The sequence below is a fragment of the Bacteroidota bacterium genome (assembly GCA_016721765.1).
Classification (GTDB): domain Bacteria; phylum Bacteroidota; class Bacteroidia; order UBA4408; family UBA4408; genus UBA4408.
The window spans coordinates 516,483-536,690 of record JADKHO010000004.1 but is presented as its reverse complement, the minus strand read 5'-3'; the positions used below and the strand labels follow the sequence as shown (position 1 = coordinate 536,690).

Genomic DNA, 20,208 nt, shown 5'->3' with positions numbered 1-20,208 from the left:
CGAATGAAACCCATCACCGAAAACATAATCGAAGAATCCGCAATTGAGCTGCTTAAAGCTCAGGGATGGGAATATGCCAATGGAAGGGAGCTTTCGCCAGAAGGCTTGTTTTGTGAACGTGACAATTATCAGCAGATTATTTTAATTACCCGATTGCGTAATGCAATTGCTAAAATTAATCCGCATATTCCGGCTGATGCGCAAGAGGCTGCACTGCAAAGTGTTTTGCGCATTTATTCTCCGGTATTACTCCATAATAATGAAGAGTTTCATAAACTTTTAGTTGAGAAAGTTAAAATACCATATCAGCAAAATGGCTATGAACGCAGCCATGAGGTTGCTCTAATAGATTTTGAGAATATAAGGAACAACCAATTCTTAGTAGTAAATCAATACACTATTATCGAGAATAATCAGAACAAGAGGCCTGATGTATTGCTCTTTGTGAATGGCTTACCTCTAGTTGTTATTGAACTTAAAAATGCAAGCGATGAAAACGCGAGTATGCTAAGTGCTTTCAAGCAATTACAAACCTACAAAGCCATAATTCCCAGCTTATTTACATTCAATGCCATTTGTATTATATCAGATGGTTTAGAGTGCAAAGCCGGAAGCGTTTCCGCAGATATGAGTCGTTACATGACATGGAAAACAGCTGATGGATTAAAGGAAGCATCCAGATTTAAGCCGCAATTGGATATTTTGTTGCAAGGTATGATGCAGCCTGCTACCTTGCTTGATTTAGTGCGTAATTTTATAGTATTCGAAAAGACTAAAAAAGAGGATACAAAAACCGGATTAATTCAAATACAAACTGAAAAGAAACTCGCAGCTTATCATCAATATTATGCCGTTAATAAGGCGGTGCAATCATCTATAATTGCTTCCGGTGTAAATGGTGATAAAAGGGGTGGGGTAGTATGGCACACTCAAGGTTCAGGAAAAAGCTTGAGTATGGTTTTTTATTCAGGAAAATTAATTACTGCACCTGAAATGAATAATCCAACTATTGTAGTTATTACTGATAGAAATGATTTAGATGACCAGCTGTTTGACACGTTTGCCGCATCCATGCAATTGCTCCGCCAAGAACCGGTACAAGCCGAAAATCGGGAACATTTAAAGGAATTATTGCGAGTGGCCAGTGGTGGAATTGTGTTTACTACCATTCAAAAATTTATGCCTGAAGGTTTTAATTCGGTTTACGACCAATTAAGTGATAGAAAAAATGTTGTCGTAATTGCCGATGAAGCGCATAGAACTCAATATGGTTTTGAAGCAAAATTTGTTGATGTAAAAGACAAAGAAACCAAGGAAGTTATTGGAAAAAGAATTGCCTTTGGCTTTGCAAAATACATGCGAGATGCTTTGCCCAATGCAACTTATATTGGATTTACTGGTACTCCAATTGAAGGAACAGATGTAAATACACCACAAGTTTTTGGTAATTACATTGACCGCTACGATATAAAGGATGCTGTTACGGATGGTGCGACAGTAAAAATATTTTACGAAAGCCGATTGGCTAAAGTAAATTTGGATGAAGAAGGCAAGTTTTTAATTGAGGCTTTCGAAAGTGAATTGGAACAGGATGAAGATATTTCGGAAAAGCAAAAAGCAAAAGCTAAATGGACAAAGTTAGAAGCTATTATTGGCAGTGAGCAAAGAATCAAAAATTTAGCAAACGATATTGTTACTCATTATGAAAAACGCCAAACTGTATTTGATGGCAAGGCATTGGTAGTTGCTATGAGTAGAAGAATTGCAGCAAATATTTACAAAGAAATAATTGCTCTGCGTCCCAATTGGCACAATGATGATTTAAGTAAAGGGGTTATAAAAGTAGTAATGACATCAAGCAGTGCCGATGGGCCTGAAATTTCAAAACACAATACTTCAAAACAAGAGCGAAGGTATTTGTCCGAAAGGATGAAAGACCCTGCTGATGAATTAAAAATTGTGATTGTGCGTGATATGTGGCTTACTGGTTTTGATGCACCTTGCCTAAATACAATGTATATTGATAAGCCAATGCGCGGACATAACTTAATGCAAGCTATTGCTAGAGTTAATAGGGTGTTTAAAGATAAGCCTGGAGGTTTGATTGTTGATTATTTAGGCATAGGCACGGATTTAAAGAAAGCACTTTCTTTTTACGGTGAAGCAGGAGGAAAAGGTGATCCGGCAGAAAATATTGCAAAGGCAGTGGAAGTATTTTTAGAGAAAATTGAAATTGTGCAGCAGTTCTTTAATGAAGAAAGTAAAACACAAAATGACATTGTTGCCGAGGAGCCTGAATCTTATTATAAGAACAGTTTTAAATTTAATTATCGTAGATTTTTTACCGTTGATTCAAGAGAAAAGCTCTCAATTATTTTACAAGCAGAAGAGCACATACTAGGATTACAGGAGGGTAAGGAGAGATTTATTAGGGAAGTTAGTTTGTTGAGTCAAGCGCTTTCGCTCTGTATAACCAGAGAAGAAGTTCAAGCTCATTTGCCGGACGTTGCGTTTTTTCAAGCTGTAAAAGCTAGGTTGGTAAAATTTGATACACCATCAGGAAAGGGCAGAACCGGATTTCAAATTGAAACTGCCATTAAGCAAATAGTGGATGAAGCTTTAAGTAGTGATAAGGTGATTGATATTTTTGAAGCGGCTGGCATGGAGAAGCCGGAAATATCCATTTTATCAGATGAGTTTTTGCACGAGGTAAAAGGCATGAAGCATAAGAACCTTGCCATTGAATTGCTGAAAAAGATATTGAATGATGAATTAAAAACAAGGGCAAAGACCAATTTAGTTAAGAGCAAAAAGTTATTGGAAATGCTAGAGGCTTCAATTAAAAAATATCAAAACAATTTACTTACTACAGCAGAAATAATTCAGGAGTTAATCAACATTGCCAAGCAAATTAAGGAGGCTGATAAGGAAGGAGAAAAGCTAGGATTAACCAATGATGAGGTTGCGTTTTACAATGCTCTTGAGATTAATGATAGTGCGGTAACTGTACTGGGTGATGATACCCTTAAAGAAATTGCTAGAGAAATTGCTGACAAAGTGCGAGCAAATGCTACTATTGATTGGACAATTAGAGAGAGTGCGAGAGCCAAGTTAATGGTATTAGTAAAGCGAACATTAACAAAATACGGATACCCTCCAGACAAACAACAAAAAGCAATTGATACCGTTTTAAAACAAGCTGAATTGTTCGCTGATTCAATAATATCAGAATAAATAAAGTTAAAATTTCTCGTTAATACTTCAACTACATTATGGATAAAGTCGATTACGATAAAATTTATGAAGAAACGTATTTAAAATTCATAAACGAAAACATTGCAAGGTTTATAAAAGTTTTAAAACCAGATGTTGATGAGAAGAGAGAAGTGAGGTTTAGAAAGGAAAGGGATAGGATGTTAGAAGAATTCAATTCTTATAGAAATTTAAGAATTGGTGAAACAAATTATAACGATTATTATTTCGAGAGACTGCAAACTTATTACAGGGAATGCTTTAATGATTACGAGTCTCCGTTAAAAAACTTTATTCAATTAAAACTTCAAGATGCAAAAATAGAAGCAGCTCGATTGACTGAAAATCTTAATATGGAATTACTCTCATTAAATGAAGTCGATACAGTTAAATATTTGGCAAAATACTATGCACTCGACAAGACTTTAACCAAGACATTCCCTTTCGAAATTGGTAATAACGAAAGTATTGAAAGTATTGAAAACAGACTTAGGGGTAATAAAGTATCCGAAATAAGCAATAATGAAGAAATAGCTGAAGAGGTCACTTCATCAGATGATGACCAGGCTAAAAAGTATAGAAAAGAATTTACTACTTCGAGGCAAATAATAGCCATTCATTATTTATTCGAATTTGCGAATATTAAAAACTGTGACCAAACAGAAAAAGCAAGGTTTGCAAGGTTTCTCATTGGAAAAGAATTGGGCAATACAAAAATCGAAAACACCACAATTTACAAGAAAGTAAGGAGCCCTTTCAAAACAACAGATTCAGAATTGAAAAAGGATTTGAGATTTGTAAAAGAGTTTTTTGAGAAATTAAATCGCCCAGAAATTGTAACCGCAATAAACAAAGAGATTGATAAATAATGAAAATATTGGGATACCCCTTGGGATTCCCAACCCATAAAGAAGCATATAACTTGCGCATTAAATATAAACAATGCGCAAATGTCAAAAATGATTCTTACCACAGAAGCTGAGTTAGGTGAACTAATTCAAAAATCGGTTCGTGAAGCTTTAAACGAACAAAAAAATGGAAGTTTAACAATCCCCGTAAAGGAGATACTCACATTAAAAGAGTGTGCAGCCTATCTCGATCTTGCCCCTCAAACGATCTACGGCTATACGTCAAATAGGTTGCTGCCGTTCATAAAGCGCGGCAAGAAGCTGTTTTTCGAAAAATCCAAATTAGAAAAATGGCTGCAGGATGGAAGACACAAATCCGTTGATGAATTAAACGAGGAATATAAGCTAAACGCCACAAGAAATGCTTAATTCATTTGAAACAAATTCGAGTCATAATACCTATGACCTTGGAATTTGGGAATTTGTATTTGCAAAGGAACAAAGCTTGATTCTCAATTTCATAGAAAAAAAGGTGAAGCGACTAAGATTCCTTCAAACCAAAGACTTGTTTAGTCTGCCGGAAGGGGAGGCAATAAAAGTAAATTCTCAAATCAAATTCCTTGAACAGGAAATTCAGGTGGTGCATGGATTTTACAAAATGACACTTGAAATGGAAAATTGTTATTTGGACAGCATAGAAAAGATACATTCCGATTATGCCAACCAAAATCTAAAACTTGCTACTGAAAATTATAAGCTAAAAAAGTTAAATGCCGCCTTGTCAATTGAATTAAGGCTTTCTTATAAAAATAGCGAGTTTGCTTATGAACTGCTAAAAAATATATTGAAAAAAAATTAAAACCTGAAAATGGAAGCAAGTGAAATTATAAAAGAAATTAGGGAAGAGAAAAATGGCCTTGTTATATCTTCCAATTATAAGCTAATTCAAGCCTCTAGAGGGCGATTGAAGGAGATTATTAAGCGTCAAATTATTTTCTCAAAACCTATAATTACAAGGGAAGGTATTGGAATTATTTATCCAAATACTATTAGTACAATACAAGGTAAAAGTGGTGTTCATAAGAGCCGCTTAACAGAAAATCTTTGTTGCTGTCTTCTAACGAAGGTTCCAGAGAAATCTTATTTAGGCTACAGTGCAAGCAGCGATGAAAAATTTACTGTATTATATGTAGATACGGAAAGAAATCAAAGCGATCAATTTCCCTACGCTCTTCAGAAAATAGTAACAAATTCTGGCTTCCCAATGGAAAGTGAAATTGCCAATTTCGACTTTATATCCTTAGTTGAAATTAGCAGGGAAGAGCGATTTGAAGCGTTGAAGGATTATTTATCCAATTTGCGCAAGACGAATAAAAATCACATTGTCATCATTTTGGATGTACTTACCGATATCATTAAGAATTTTAATGACCCCAACGAATCTTTAAAACTGATTGACCTAATGAACATGATGATTAATCAATCAAACGTAACATTTATAGGGATTATCCATGAAAATCCTAACGGAAATGATAAAGCGAGGGGACACTTAGGTACTGAAATTTTTAATAAGTCATCTACAGTTATGCAAATTGGATTTGAAAAGGATAAAAAAAACAACAACACTGATTTAATAAAGGTGAGTTACCTAAAATGTCGAAGTACTCGAAGGTTGGAAGACTTTTATTTGGTTTACTCCGATGTGACAAATGGTTTGGAGCTGGCGGAAGGTGAATTAATTAATGATATACTTGATGCCAGAAAAAGTAAAGCAAATATAATAGAACTTAAAAAATTTCTCGCACAAACACTACATACGCCACTTTCAAAGGACATTCTTTTTGAAAATATTAAAGCTGAATTCGAATGTAGTTACAGGATTATAGAGGATCGCCTAAAACAACTTGTTAATTCCAAAGAGTTATTTAATAATAAATTTGGTTTCGAATCATTTTTAACGAAATATACTGAGAATAGGAAGGTGGTATATGCACTTCACACCCAAAAAACCAACCCTAACACACTTTTATGAACTGCTTTTGCATTTTGCAGGACCGTATATAGGGATTTGCAAATGCAAAAGTGAAAATTATTGATAATGAAAACCCTAACTATTAGACTTAATTCATTTTTTTTAATCGCAACAAATTAATTTTAGGGTATAATTGATAGCACCGGAATAATAATTGATTTTGCATAGAATGTTGGCTGTTTATTTTTAAAAATTGTTGATTGTAATATGTTGTTACCGCATTATAGCACTGAATTTTTGGATATTTGCAATAGATTTACTAATTGTTACAACAAAATAGTTGATTCTTACAAGTGAATAACGGATTTATTACTGATTATAACCTATGTATTTCTGATTATAACTTATTTATTACTGATTATAACTTGTGAATTACTGATTATAACTTATGTATTACTGATTATAACTTATGTATTACTGATTATAACTTATGTATTACTGATTTATAACTTATGTATTACTGATTTATAACTTATGTATTACTGGTTATTACAGAGTAATTATTGATTGATAATTCATTTTGTGATAACAATAACAAACAATAGCTAACTAAAACAAGGTAGTATAAGGTAGATTGTGTAAACAGTTTTAGCGCCCATTACTGGCTGGCGCGGAGTGGAGCTTAGCGAAAGGTAGCGCCAGCCAGTAATGGATTTTAACTATTAAGGTCTATTCTTAATCAAGCTTATTTTAAAATGCCTTTCTCATATTTCTCCGTCTTTATTGTTTTACCGCTTTCATCAAAATATTTTGATTTGCCTTCTCTCAATCCATCTGAAACCTTAAATTCATATTTCGGTTTTCCATTATCGTATTTCAGAATAAACTTTCCTGAAAACGGTTGGTCAGAACCAATAATAAAATATTTCTCATTGTCGCCAACATTGATTGTAAAATCTTGCTCAGTATAAACGGAAACATCATAATAGTAAATTTTCCATTTTCCTATCTTGTCTGTTTTCAAGTAGTTCCCTTCAACTAAAATTTTATCATTGGAATTGTAGAGTTTGAATTCACCATTTGCATAACCTGTTGTTCCATCAGATAATTTGCCGTCAGTTTTAATGAGAAAGATTAATTCAAAAAAGTTGTGGTTTAAATCTTCCGCGTCTTTTTTCATCCAGTAAATCTGTGAAACTTTCCCGTTCTTGTCAAAGTCGGTTCTTCTACAAGTCAAATCGAAATTTGTTTCAGATAATATTTCATACTTGCAATTTATTGCATCTAATGAATCATAAGTAATTAATGTTTTGAGTTTACCATTGTCAAAATATTTTTCTTCTTTTGGTTTATGCTGTGAGTAGTAGGCAGTAGTTTTTCCATCAAGACTTCCGTTTACATAACTGTATTTTGTGAAAACAAAATCCTCTTTTATATATTCATCCCAAACTCCGGTTCGCTTTCCGTTTAAGTACTTTCCTCTTTGAAAAACATAATAGTATTCTCCATCGCTTCCGTCATTTGCATAACTTTCCAACCACATTCCGTCCTTTTCTCCATTGATTAATGTTCCTTTGGTTATTGTTATGCCTGCTGAATCTCTTGCTTCATAAGGTCCATGCATTTCATCATTCTTGAAGTAAGCGGTTTGATAAACTTTATGATACACCATAGAATAACAAGTGTCCAAGGGACTTTTGTTTTTATATTTAGAGGTATCGCAAGGAATAATCGTCTTTTCAAGGTAAGATGTTTGAACTGACTTGCCGTTTTTCCTTCCGTTCTCATAATTTTCAGTTAAGTAAAGTTGTTTTGAATAGGGCTCTTTTTCATCTGTCTTGTCGGACTTTAACATGTCGTCGTAATAATATTTCCATTCGCCTGCTTTTTCATCATTGTAATAGCTGCCCTCGCTCCTCATAACATTTGTAATAGAATAGTTTTTCCAGTAACCACTTTTGAGTCCATTGTAATAATTTCCAGATGAAAGTAGGATTGCATTTGAAGTATCCCCCGTTACTTCTCCAAGTAAAAAACCAAGCATTGTAGTGTAAATCTTGTATTTACCATTCAATTGACCTTTCTCATAAGTTCCAAAGATGATACTATCACCACTAACTTCTTTAAATTCACCATTGTATTCTCCATTCAAATATGTGTGCGATGAAAGTAAATCTGTTCCCTTGTCTTTATACTTTACAAATTGCCATAAACCATTTTTTTTGTCATTAAGATACTGTCCTGAGTTTTTTAGAATGAGTTTCTTGTCTTTGTAATAATATTCTGTGTAACTTCCGTTCAAAGAATCTCCATTCAATACATATTCCTTATCAAGATTCCCATCTGTATCGTAAACTTTAAATTGTCCTTTCTTTCTTCCGTTCAAAAGGGTTCCCATAATTTTAAGTTTTCCTTCTTCATAAGTTTTGTAAGTGCCATTTGGCGCACCATTTACATAATTATATTCCGCTGTGAGATTTCCACTCTCATCATATTCTTTTGATGCACCTTGTTTTGTTCCGCTAACAAAATTTGAAACTACTTTAACTTGTCCATTTGTGTAATATGCTTTCGTTATTCCGTTTATCTTTCCGTCTTTGAGTGTGTACTCTGATTCAAGATTACCGTATGTGCCATAAGATTTTTTAAACCCGTTATCATCATCATAAACACCTGCTTTTTTTATTACGGTCACTAAATAATTTGTAAGTGAAGTTTCTGAATATTCCTCCTTTTCACTTTTGATATACGATAGCAGAATTATAAAATATGGGTTTGCATATTTTGAAACTACTTGCTCGTCTTTGATGTCAGAATCAATGTATTTAAAACCGTTGGAAGCAAGTGTATTTTTAATTGTGTTGTAAGTAGATTTGTTGAGAAACTGATAGCTTACTTTATTTGGAAAACCTGTGTAAGTGTATAGATGAAACCAACCTTGTGCTTTGTCATTGTAGTAACTCTTTTCATACGACCATGTAACTGTGTTGTAGCTTTCGTTATCGCCTTCTTTACTGTCGTAATACTCCCAACCTTTGGCAACCAAATATGAATTTACACTTTCCCAATCAGGTTTGTTTGAAAGTTGCAAAAGTTCAAGCACTGTCAAAGTTTGTGCTTTCGCAAAAAGCACAAACAAGGAAGATAAAAGAAATAAAAGTGTTTTTCTTGTCATGCTCTTACATATTTGGCTCTTCTTTGAATTTTGCAGTTAATGTTACACTGCTTTCAGTATAGTTTATAGAGAAACTTATTTTAGAAGCATAAACGAAAAGAGTGCCTTCATCTGTGCTTGATCCGATGCTTGAAGCAGTAGCAAGAGAATCAAGATACCTTGTTGATGCATCTGCATTGCTTACATCCTTGGCTGTTCCATTGTAAAGTGTCAACAATTCAGTTTTGATTCCTTCTGCTAATGTCTTTCCTTTGTTTTTGGCTTTTCCCCAATTGCTAAGTGTGAGTTTGTATTCAACACTTTCAAGCATTGCGGCCAAATTATATTTTTTCTCTGAACCCATTGAATAACCGTAATAATATTGCTGAACATAATCGTAAATGGCTGTATGTGTATAGAAGGTAGTTTTCTCAATACTTACATCTTCAGTAATTTCTTTTTTGGTAAAACATACTGCCGAATATTTTGTGTTCTCTTTCAAAGATTCCTTATAATCAGGATTATCAATTAAATCTTTTACACTTGATTGCCTGTTCAATCCTCGGAATTTTCCGTCTTTGGAATCTTCAAATAGCTTGCTAGTGATTTCTGTAACATCAAAATAATCTGAACGAATTGCTTCGTATGGTGTCCATTGTATAAAGCTATTATTCCAACTCATGTAATTAGAGAAGATGTCTGAAAATTGGGGATTTACAACATATTTTCCTTGCTTGTCAATCAAGCCAATTTTGTCACCGCTAACAACGGGTGCATAGTCACCAAAAAATTCTCCTGCTGCTTTGAACTGTGGGTTGATTGCAAACTTTCCTTCTTTGTCAATGTAGCCCCAGTTCTCTTTGCCTGATCTTACTGCTGCCAAACCATTTTTAAACGATGAGATTGCTTCAAATTGTGGATTGATAACTATTTTTCCCTCTGTATTTATGAAGCCCCAAGTTTCACCTTGTTTTATTCCTGCGAGTCCTTCACTAAAGATAGATGCTTCGTCAAATTGTGGATTAATAATGTAAAGACCTTTTTTGTCGATGTAACCAAATTTTTTTCCATCTCCAACTAGGGCTTTTCCATCTTTAAAATCTCCAGCTGTTTTAAACTGTGGATTGATTATTATTTTCCCTAACTTGTCAATATATCCCCAAACTTTATCGGCATCTTTATCCTTTTTATTTGCAACTGCTGCAAGTCCATCAGAAAATTGGTTGCTGACATCAAACTGCGGATTTATAACTGTCTTGCCTGTGTTGTCAATGAAACCATATTTCTCTTTTACTTGAATGTAAGCCAAGCCATCATTAAATACTCCAACTAAAGATGCATCTTTAAGAACGAATTGTGTTTCTCCTTTTTTATTGATGCAAGTTGGGAATCCATTTTCAGATGCAACAAAGGCTAGTCCCTCAGAAAAGTTTGATGCAAATTTGTAAATAGGATTGATAATATATTTGCCATCCTCTCCAATGTAACCAAATTTTCCCTCTGATGATTCGACAACTGCAATGCCGTCAGTAATTAAGTATGCACTCTTGAATTGTGGATTCACAACATACTTTCCTTGCTTGTCAATGTAACCCCACTTTTCATCCGATTGAACAGGAATAAGTAAATACGAAAATCTGTCATTGGAACTGTTGTGTGAACAAGAGTTCAAAAAACATAAAGCAACAAAAGCTGCAAAATTGGTGAGTAGATTTTTTGTCATTTTGTTATGAATTTAGTTGTTAACTGGTGAAATCGGAGTTTAAGATGAATCCTTTAGGTGGTGATATCTTTATTTTTTTAAGCCGGACAAAAAACAAGATTTAGTTTCTTCAATGTCAGAGTGATGGTTTCGCAATTTTGTTCTGCTAAATTTAGCAGAACAAATTTTGCTTTGATTAACTTTGTTTCATTATTCATTTTTCGGACAGTTTAAGGGTTTATTAACTTTTTTGTTTTGCTCTCTAAAGTTAACCCTTAATGTCAAATTAAGTCGAAACAATTTCAGTTTACACAATCTACTTTACACTCTCACACAACACGCGCTTTACGGTAAAAATATTTTTTTATCGAAATAAAATTGATGGCGTTCCAAAATCCGGACATTTACTGTTTCTTTTTCCTTTTTTTCGCTTTTGAGCCTTTTTATTAATTAGTTTTATGTCTTTAAATTCTATCGATAAGCTAATTTCGTGTGACCCGGAAGTATTTGAAAATAAATTACTATTTACAGTTAAATCATAACTGTAACCAACTCTGAAAATAGTCTTCCTATCCAATGGTTCCTTGCGTAAACCGAGAAAAAAAATAAAGGCATCATTATCCTTAAATTTGGTAAAAGTGCGCTTTCTATATAAAAAGCCAGTAATAATAGGCGAATGCATTAAATAAAACCCTGCGTTAAAAGATGAAAACTGAGCTCTTTTCTTAAAAAATAGCTTGCCTTTTTGGTCAGTATTACCCTGTCTCTCATAAATGAAATTTGGTGATATTGCCCATGGCTTCTTATCTCTATCATCATTCATGACTTCTATTATTGTGGAGAAATGAAAAGTATGCTTTAACGGAAGCACCTGTCTTTCTGAGCCATCTAATGATTCATTTGGTTTTGTTAGATGATTACCTGAATATCCACCTGTAAGTGAAATTGAGCTTTTTGGCAATTTTATTCTATTCGATTCGGCAATAAAGCCAGCGCTGAAATCAGCAAACGTTTTTCCCTCTGGATTGCCTGGACTAACACTTTGCGGAGCAACTTGATTTCCAATAGGATCAATTTGATCACTAAATACAAGTTTATCCCAATCAACGCGCTTATTTGTCATCACCACATTATACCCGGTTCTTAAACGCATAATTTTAGGAATTGGAATTTGAAATGATTGTATTATACCAACACTTGTTGTTTTTAAAAACCCTTCACCGGAAACATCCTTTGCTGCTATAACACCTATACCTCCATTAAGCATCGCTGGTGTATAAATATCGGCCCAACAATTATATGTAACAAATTTACTTGGTATTGCTTTCCATTGATTACGATAAGTTCCACCAAAACGGGCTCCGTAATTATAGCCTGCAAACGCTGGGTTCATGTTTAATTGATTAAAATAGAATTGTGATGAAACAGGATCTTGCGCTTTAACAAGGCATCCGCAAGAAAGAAGTAGAATTAATATAATTATATGTCTCATCTGATTAATGTGACCGTTCCAGTTTGATTTATCTTACCATTTGGATATTTTTTGCCAATCCAAACGCTTTCATTCAAAAATTTAGCTTCAATCTTCCAAACATATACATCTTGTTGGCAAAGCTCTCCATTAAATGTGCCATCCCATCCTTGAACTGGAATACCATTAATTATTTCTGTCGTTTCAAAAATTAAGTTACCAACAGTATTAAATATTTGTAAGTGATAGGATTCCAATGATTTTCCTTTTGGTAAAAACCACCTTGCATCACTCCCAAATTGAGATGGCATTAATGCGTTTGGTACATTTAAGCCTTGGAAATAATCAGGAATAACTGGATGAACAATAGTGTCTTTGCATCCATTTGGATATCCTACTACAAGAGAGGTATTATACGTACCTGCGCTTTGAAATTGATGTACCGGATTCAATTCAATTGAGATATTTCCGTCTCCAAAATTCCATAAATATGAATTAATTAATGTAGAATCAATTGAAAGATTTTGGTATTCCATAGTTCCATCCGAATAACCTAATGGTGTTAGTGGGTTATATTCAAATTCAGCAGAAGGAGTTGGTAACACTTGAATTGTATTTGGGTATATATATTTAGAAACACAAGGAGATGCTGATGAAGAAACTAAAATTGATACACTATAGTTTCCGGCATGCTCAAATAAATGCGAGGGATTGGTAAGTATTGAAGAAACTGAATCCCCAAAATTCCAAACATAATTATTTCCAATATTGGATGGATTGAAAGTAACATTAAGGGGCTGACAGCCTTTTAAAATGCTTGGAGTGAATATTGAATCTGGAGGTTGATAAACGAAATACGATGTGAATGCTGTATCTGAGCAACCAAAGCTGTTTGATGCGATTAGGGTCACAAGATATTGATTATATGAAGTATACGTTATTGTTGGATTGTTGTTTGTTGAAGTAAACCCATTTCCAAAATTCCATAAATAGCTATTTGCACCAATTGAATTGTTGTTTAAATTTAAAATGGCCGGGACAGAACAATTATAGGCTGAGTCTTTTACAAATGCTGCAGTTGGCTTTGGATAAACATTTATATAAATATCAGAAGAATCTTTGCACCCTTTCAAATTTTCAGCAACAAAGTGGACAATATAATTTCCGCTTGAACTATACACATGTGTTGGTGCATTTAGTTGTGAAGAATTTCCATCACCAAAATCCCAAAAATAAAAATTTGAGACAGTCGTTAAATTTGTAAAAATTATTGTAAGTGGTTCGCAGCCAGAAGTCAAATTTGTTGAAATATTTGGCACGGGGAGTGGATTGATTATTACACTATTTTTGATGCTATCAATACATCCATTTAAGCTTGAAGTACCCACAAGCGTTATATTATAATTTCCAGCAGCTGAATAGATATGAGTTGGATTTGTCAAACTATCAGTAAATCCATCTCCGAAACTCCATAAATAATTAATTGAATTTGTAGATGAATTAAAAAATGACATTGATTGATTTACGCATGTAGATAATGCGCTTGAGCTAAAAGATAAATTTGGAGCTGGATTAACAGTTATAACTATCTCGCTAGTATCAAAACTGCAACCATTGTTGACATATAAATGACAAATATAAGTACCTGCAAATTGATAAACATGAACTGGACTAGTGGAATTAGAAACATTACCATCTCCAAAGTCCCATGAATTAACTGTGTTGCCAGAAGAAAAATTTGTAAATACTACTGAAAGTGGAGCACATCCTATCGTTGGAGCTGTATTAAAAAACGATTCAACTGTATTTGGGTGAATGTTTATTGAACTAGTTACAGTGTCGCTCCCACAATAATTTGTACCTATAAGTTTTATTGTGTAAACAGTATCATTGCCCCCTGTGTTATAAATTTGAGTTGTTGGATTAAAAGTATTTGAAAAGTTTCCGTTGCCATAATCCCAAATATATTGAGTTGCGTTACCGGTAGAATTATTACTAAATAAAATTTGCAACGGAGAACAACCAGAGTTAACATTTGTACCGAAATTAACGACTGGTATTGGATGAACTAAAATAGTATCATTATAGCTAGCACTACCGCATTGATTTATAACATTTAAGGTTACAACGTAAATGGTATCTGATTTTCCCTGATTATAAACTTGATTTGGAGGGTTATTAAATGCTGATAAAAAACCATTTCCAAAACTCCAATTATAAGTCAAGTAACTTCCTGTTGAAGTATTTAAGAATGCTACATTAAGTGGAGCACAACCAGTATCTGGAACTAAGGTAAAATTGGAACTTGGTGGGGCTATAATTTCTATGGTTTCAGTTATTGAATCTAAGCATCCGAATATTGAATTTGCAATTAAATGAATTGTGAAATTACCAATTGAAGTATAACTATGGGATGGAGCAAATAAGTTCGAGGATTGCCCATCACCAAAATTCCATAAATAGTTTATTGCCGAAGAACTTGTATTGTTGAAAATAATTGGTGTATTTAAGCAGCCAATTGGATTATTCGTAAAAGATGGAATAGGAAGTGAGCCTGTTGTAATGGTTTTTGTTGCGACATTTGTACAATGCGTAATTGGGTCGGTGAAAGTATAGGTTACAATACTTATACCCACGCCCGCAATAACAGGATCAAAGGTTCCTAATTGGGAATTAATAATGCCGTTTCCAGACCATGTTCCTCCAGCTGGTGAAAATCCGCTCATATTAAAAATAGGAGTACTAATACAAACAATTTGAGCTAAGCCTGGAATTATTATTGGTAATGGATTTACTTTAACGATTTTGGTATCTGTGGTAAAGCATGTTCCAGTTCCATAAGATATAGTTAATGTAAAAACACCAACACCAGAAACCATTGGGTCAAATATACCGGTAGCATTAACTATTCCAATGCCAGTCCAACTTCCTGAATTTGGAACAAATCCTGCTAATATTAACAGACCATTATCTATGCAAATAGTGTCATTTGACCCAGCATTCGCTATTTGTGGGTTAACTACTTTAACAATCATGGTATCAGAACTGCTGCAGCTATTACCATCTGTGTATGTATAAGTAAGGATAAAATTCCTGTTACCGATGGCGTAAAAACTCCCGCTGAAGAAACACCTACTCCTGACCATGTTCCACCAAGTGGAGAATATCCATTTAATGTGTTTGCAATGGGTTGATTGCAAAGCGTGATACTCGGTCCTGCATTTACAATTGGCAATGGATTTACAGTAACAATACTAACTGCTGTATTTGTGCAGCCTGTTAAAGTGTTTGTTCCCGTGACAGTAAAGTTAGAAGTAGATAAGGGTGTAACCGGATGAGGATTATTTGTTCCTCCATTTGACCATGAATAAGTAGTAGCACCATTTGCTGTTAGAGTAGCAGTTTGTCCAGCACAAATAGTTGCAGAGTTAACTGTAACTGTTGGCAGTGGATTTACAATAACTCTTATCGTATCAGAAGACAAACATGTGCCGGATCCAAAAGTATAGGTCAATGTAAATGTTCCAACTCCGGCAGTTAATGGAGTAAAAATATTTCCTGTAATTCCTGCACCAGTCCAAGTACCTCCTGATGGAGTAAATCCAATAAGTGTTTTTGCGGGAGAATTTAAGCAAGTAGAAAATCCATTTCCAGCATTCGCTATTTGTGGGTTAACTACTTTAACAATCATGGTATCAGAACTGCTGCAACTATTACCATCTGTGTATGTATAAGTAAGGATAAAATTTCCAGTTACCGATGGCGTAAAAACTCCCGCTGAAGAAACACCTACTCCTGACCATGTTCCACCAAGTGGAGAATATCCATTTAATGTTTTACAATGGGTTGATTGCAAAGCGTGATACTCGGTCCTGCATTTACAATTGGCAATGGATTTACAGTAACAATACTAACTGCTGTATTTGTGCAACCTGTTAAAGTGTTTGTTCCCGTGACAGTAAAGTTAGAAGTAGATAAGGGTGTAACCGGATGAGGATTATTTGTTCCTCCATTTGACCATGAATAAGTAGTAGCACCATTTGCTGTTAGAGTAGCAGTTTGTCCAGCACAAATAGTTGCAGAGTTAACTGTAACTGTTGGCAGCGGATTTACAATAACTCTTATCGTATCAGAAGACAAACATGTGCCGGATCCAAAAGTATAGGTCAATGTAAATGTTCCAACTCCGGCAGTTAATGGAGTAAAAATATTCCCGGTAATTCCTGCACCAGTCCAAATACCTCCTGATGGAGTAAATCCAATAAGTGTTTTTGCGGAGAATTTAAGCAAGTAGAAAATCCATTTCCAGCATTCGCTATTTGTGGGTTAACTACTTTAACAATCATGGTATCAGAACTGCTGCAGCTATTACCATCTGTGTATGTATAAGTAAGGATAAAATTCCCTGTTACCGATGGCGTAAAAACTCCCGCTGAAGAAACACCTACTCCTGACCATGTTCCACCAAGTGGAGAATATCCATTTAATGTGTTTGCAATGGGTTGATTGCAAAGCGTGATACTCGGTCCTGCATTTACAATTGGCAATGGATTTACAGTAACAATACTAACTGCTGTATTTGTGCAACCTGTTAAAGTGTTTGTTCCCGTGACAGTAAAGTTAGAAGTAGATAAGGGTGTAACCGGATGAGGATTATTTGTTCCTCCATTTGACCATGAATAAGTAGTAGCACCATTTGCTGTTAGAGTAGCAGTTTGTCCAGCACAAATAGTTGCAGAGTTAACTGTAACTGTTGGCAGCGGATTTACAATAACTCTTATCGTATCAGAAGACAAACATGTGCCGGATCCAAAAGTATAGGTCAATGTAAATGTTCCAACTCCGGCAGTTAATGGAGTAAAAATATTCCCGGTAATTCCTGCACCAGTCCAAATACCTCCTGATGGAGTAAATCCAATAAGTGTTTTTGCGGGAGAATTTAAGCAAGTAGAAAATCCATTTCCAGCATTCGCTATTTGTGGGTTAACTACTTTAACAATCATGGTATCAGAACTGCTGCAGCTATTACCATCTGTGTATGTATAAGTAAGGATAAAATTCCCTGTTACCGATGGCGTAAAAACTCCCGCTGAAGAAACACCTACTCCTGACCATGTTCCACCAAGTGGAGAATATCCATTTAATGTGTTTGCAATGGGTTGATTGCAAAACGTGATACTCGGTCCTGCATTTACTATTGGCAAAGGATTTACCGTAACGGTACTAACTGCTGTATTTGTACAGCCTGTTAAAGTGTTTGTTCCCGTGACAGTAAAGTTAGCAGTAGATAAGGGTGTAACAGGATGAGGATTATTTGTTCCTCCATTTGACCATGAATAAGTAGTAGCACCATTTGCTGTTAGAGTAGCAGTTTGTCCAGCACAAATAGTTGCAGAGTTAACTGTAACAGTTGGCAGTGGGTTTACAATAACTCTTACGGTATCTTTTGAAATACAACCCGCTACATTAGTTACTGTGAGAAAATAGAAATTAGTTATAGGTATTCCACCAACATTGGATAGTGAAACATTAGGATTAGAAATTATGGATGAACTTAATCCTGTAACAGGACTCCATTGATAATTAAGACCAATAGTGTTGGTGATTCCTAAGTTTGCAATTCCTCCACTACAAATTTGTTTATCAGACCCCGCATTAGCGGTAGGACTTATTAATACATTTACAATTGAAGAGTTTGTTATCGTTCCGCATTCAGTAGTTACGGTCAAAGTAATAGTGTGCGGGCCTGAAGTTGAAAAGGCGATTGTTGGAGGCACAGCCAAAACCGAATTAGCGGGATTACCACCTGCAAAATTCCATAAATAGCTTAATGCAGATGTGCCACAATTTGTAACAACTGCAGTTGGTGAAATATTTTGTCCTAAACAAATATTGGCAGGGACATTAATTGTTATTTGGGGTTTACGTTTTACTGTTATTGAAGTAGGAAGAGTTGTAAAAGTGCCACAGATATTTGTAAGTGCTAAACTCACATTGTAAATTCCTTGGTTATTAAACCGAATAATTGGGTTTATTGAATTAGAATTTGTGCCTGAAATAAAAACAAAATCAACTGCAGAATCTGATGGGCAGGTGAAACTTAATTTAGTGATAAGCCATTGCCTAGTTATTGGTCCACATGAAGGTAAATTAGTTGAAGTATTTGTGAAATTAACAATAAAGGGGTTACATCCAGTTAATGGAATTGCAGTGAAAGAGGGGGAGGGTGGTGCCTGAATGCAAACAGTCCTTTTAATTGTATCGCTTCCACACCCATTACTTTTAACAATAATTGAAATGGAATATATTCCTGATGATGTGAAAGTTACATTTAAAATATTTGTACCCCAACTACTAGAATTTGAAGGATTATTTCCTGTTCCAAGAGACCCACTTGTTAGATTGTATGTATTTGGAGAAATAATCCAATACATTCCAGTGGTTGGATCACATGTGCCATTATTACTTACGGTTACTCCAGGAATAGTAGTATTTGTAAAAGTTACTATTGAGTTTACGCAGGCAATAGTATCTGGGGAAATTGTAAAATGTGCTTCTGGTTTTTTGTTAATTGTAATTGGTTGTATAGTCAAATCAGAAAAACCACAAGGGTTTTGTGCACGCACATTAATGTAAAATGTATTGGGTGTAATACCACCCGTTGCACCACAAGAACTACTTGAAAAAGTATGAATATAATTAGCTGGTGGAGGATTGGCCAAAGTATCATTGGGAGTGCCATCATTAGAGGAAACAATATATATTGTACCCGGAGGATTATTGCTTGGACTACTTGGAATAGAAAAAGTAAAAGGGATGCACTTTCCAGTTGTATTCCCAGGATTTTGAAAGGGTACAGCGGGATTACTACCATTATAAACAGTGTATATTTTTGTCGCAATACAACCATTTTGCCCAGTTACCATAAGTGTTAATGTAAAATAACCTTGTGTGGTGTATAAGTGATTAGTTCCTGTTACAGGCAATGTAGAGTTGGAATAAAGTGGCGAACCATCACCCCAATTTATTTGGTAATTTGTGTTTGTAGCTATAGTTGTTGAAGCGTTTTCAATATACAAATCAAATGTTGCACTACCACAATTTGTAAAAGGAATTGCACTTGTATCAGCAATTGATGCATCTGGTTTTTGCTTTACGTTTATTGAAACTGATGTTGCTGATTTCACACAGCCAAAGCCGTTTGTCGCAGTTACTGTTGCATTATAACTTTGAATACCATTACCGGGCGTAGGATTATATTGATGAGTAACTATTGATCCCGATATAGGATTTGTTCCATCGCCAAAATTCCATGAAAAAGTCACACCAGGTTGAGCTAGTGTTGAAAAACTAACAGAAGTTCCTGCACATGTATTATTGTTAGAAATAGTAATATTTGGTGTATTGGGTAAGGGTCTGACTGTTACTAATATTTGAGTAGTATCAAATTGGCCTCCACCACAATCACCTATGACTGTATATGTTGTAGTAACAATTGGACTTGCAGTAACTGTTGCAGTATTTATTGAACTTAATCCAAGAGCTGGTGACCAAGTAAAAGAGCTAGCTCCAGAGGCGGTTAGAACTACAAAATTCCCTACACAAATTGTTGCACTTGAAGGACTAACGCTAATGTTGCAGGCTCCGATTGAATGCTTATGAATTATTAATAATAGTGTAAAAATTAATATTCTTCCAAGATAATACTTGTGCTTCATATCAATAAAAGTTTATAAATGATCCCAATTTTGGAATTCACTCATTTGTACTTATAAATAATAGACAAGGATACAAAAAAGTTAGACGAAA

12 protein-coding genes are annotated in these 20,208 nt (G+C 34.6%); 5 read left to right on the top strand and 7 right to left on the bottom strand.

Features of this window, described 5'->3' with window-relative positions; all coding sequences use genetic code 11:
* The first annotated feature begins 3 nt into the window (after positions 1-3).
* The 5 genes from IPP32_16410 (at position 4) to IPP32_16390 (ending at position 6,132) form a co-directional block, all read left to right on the top strand.
* Positions 4-3,234, top strand: a complete 3,231-nt coding sequence (locus tag IPP32_16410) for a type I restriction endonuclease subunit R (protein MBL0049667.1) — start codon at positions 4-6, stop codon at positions 3,232-3,234.
* 38 nt (positions 3,235-3,272) lie between these two features.
* Positions 3,273-4,121, top strand: coding sequence for a hypothetical protein (locus IPP32_16405; protein MBL0049666.1), 849 nt, complete (start codon positions 3,273-3,275; stop codon positions 4,119-4,121).
* 81 nt (positions 4,122-4,202) lie between these two features.
* Positions 4,203-4,529: a helix-turn-helix domain-containing protein gene (locus tag IPP32_16400; GenBank protein ID MBL0049665.1), complete on the top strand. Its 327-nt coding sequence runs from the start codon at positions 4,203-4,205 to the stop codon at positions 4,527-4,529.
* On the top strand, positions 4,522-4,959 hold the full coding sequence (locus tag IPP32_16395; protein ID MBL0049664.1) for a hypothetical protein: 438 nt from the start codon (positions 4,522-4,524) through the stop codon (positions 4,957-4,959). The genes IPP32_16400 and IPP32_16395 overlap by 8 nt, the downstream gene beginning before the upstream one ends.
* A 9-nt stretch (positions 4,960-4,968) precedes the next feature.
* Positions 4,969-6,132, top strand: a complete 1,164-nt coding sequence (locus IPP32_16390; protein MBL0049663.1) for a hypothetical protein — start codon at positions 4,969-4,971, stop codon at positions 6,130-6,132.
* Positions 6,133-6,817: 685 nt separating this feature from the next.
* Here the strand turns inward: IPP32_16390 and IPP32_16385 are convergent.
* From IPP32_16385 to IPP32_16355, 7 genes are all read right to left on the bottom strand, one after another.
* Positions 6,818-9,247, bottom strand: a complete 2,430-nt coding sequence (locus IPP32_16385; GenBank protein ID MBL0049662.1) for a hypothetical protein — start codon at positions 9,245-9,247, stop codon at positions 6,818-6,820.
* Positions 9,248-9,251: 4 nt separating this feature from the next.
* Positions 9,252-10,949, bottom strand: coding sequence for a WG repeat-containing protein (locus IPP32_16380; GenBank protein ID MBL0049661.1), 1,698 nt, complete (start codon positions 10,947-10,949; stop codon positions 9,252-9,254).
* Positions 10,950-11,292: 343 nt separating this feature from the next.
* Positions 11,293-12,420 (bottom strand): PorP/SprF family type IX secretion system membrane protein, encoded by a 1,128-nt coding sequence (locus tag IPP32_16375; protein ID MBL0049660.1) that lies wholly within the window; start codon positions 12,418-12,420, stop codon positions 11,293-11,295.
* Positions 12,417-15,434: a PKD domain-containing protein gene (locus tag IPP32_16370; GenBank protein ID MBL0049659.1), complete on the bottom strand. Its 3,018-nt coding sequence runs from the start codon at positions 15,432-15,434 to the stop codon at positions 12,417-12,419. Before IPP32_16370 ends, IPP32_16375 begins: the two co-directional genes overlap by 4 nt.
* A complete protein-coding gene (locus IPP32_16365) occupies positions 15,431-16,255 on the bottom strand; it encodes a hypothetical protein (protein MBL0049658.1) in 825 nt (274 codons plus the stop codon). Before IPP32_16365 ends, IPP32_16370 begins: the two co-directional genes overlap by 4 nt.
* Positions 16,228-16,689, bottom strand: coding sequence for a hypothetical protein (locus tag IPP32_16360; GenBank protein ID MBL0049657.1), 462 nt, complete (start codon positions 16,687-16,689; stop codon positions 16,228-16,230). Before IPP32_16360 ends, IPP32_16365 begins: the two co-directional genes overlap by 28 nt.
* A complete protein-coding gene (locus IPP32_16355; GenBank protein MBL0049656.1) occupies positions 16,593-20,117 on the bottom strand; it encodes a PKD domain-containing protein in 3,525 nt (1,174 codons plus the stop codon). The genes IPP32_16360 and IPP32_16355 overlap by 97 nt, the downstream gene beginning before the upstream one ends.
* Positions 20,118-20,208 lie beyond the last annotated feature (91 nt).

Excerpts from the sequence above, each read along its gene's own strand:
- IPP32_16410 (MBL0049667.1), top strand. The coding sequence starts at position 4 with ATGAAACCCATCACCGAAAACATAATCGAAGAATCCGCAATTGAGCTG.
- IPP32_16405 (MBL0049666.1), top strand. The coding sequence starts at position 3,273 with ATGGATAAAGTCGATTACGATAAAATTTATGAAGAAACGTATTTAAAA.
- IPP32_16400 (MBL0049665.1), top strand. The coding sequence starts at position 4,203 with ATGTCAAAAATGATTCTTACCACAGAAGCTGAGTTAGGTGAACTAATT.
- IPP32_16395 (MBL0049664.1), top strand. The coding sequence starts at position 4,522 with ATGCTTAATTCATTTGAAACAAATTCGAGTCATAATACCTATGACCTT.
- IPP32_16390 (MBL0049663.1), top strand. The coding sequence starts at position 4,969 with ATGGAAGCAAGTGAAATTATAAAAGAAATTAGGGAAGAGAAAAATGGC.
- IPP32_16385 (MBL0049662.1), bottom strand. The coding sequence starts at position 9,247 with ATGACAAGAAAAACACTTTTATTTCTTTTATCTTCCTTGTTTGTGCTT.
- IPP32_16380 (MBL0049661.1), bottom strand. The coding sequence starts at position 10,949 with ATGACAAAAAATCTACTCACCAATTTTGCAGCTTTTGTTGCTTTATGT.
- IPP32_16375 (MBL0049660.1), bottom strand. The coding sequence starts at position 12,420 with ATGAGACATATAATTATATTAATTCTACTTCTTTCTTGCGGATGCCTT.
- IPP32_16370 (MBL0049659.1), bottom strand. The coding sequence starts at position 15,434 with ATGATTGTTAAAGTAGTTAACCCACAAATAGCGAATGCTGGGTCAAAT.
- IPP32_16355 (MBL0049656.1), bottom strand. The coding sequence starts at position 20,117 with ATGAAGCACAAGTATTATCTTGGAAGAATATTAATTTTTACACTATTA.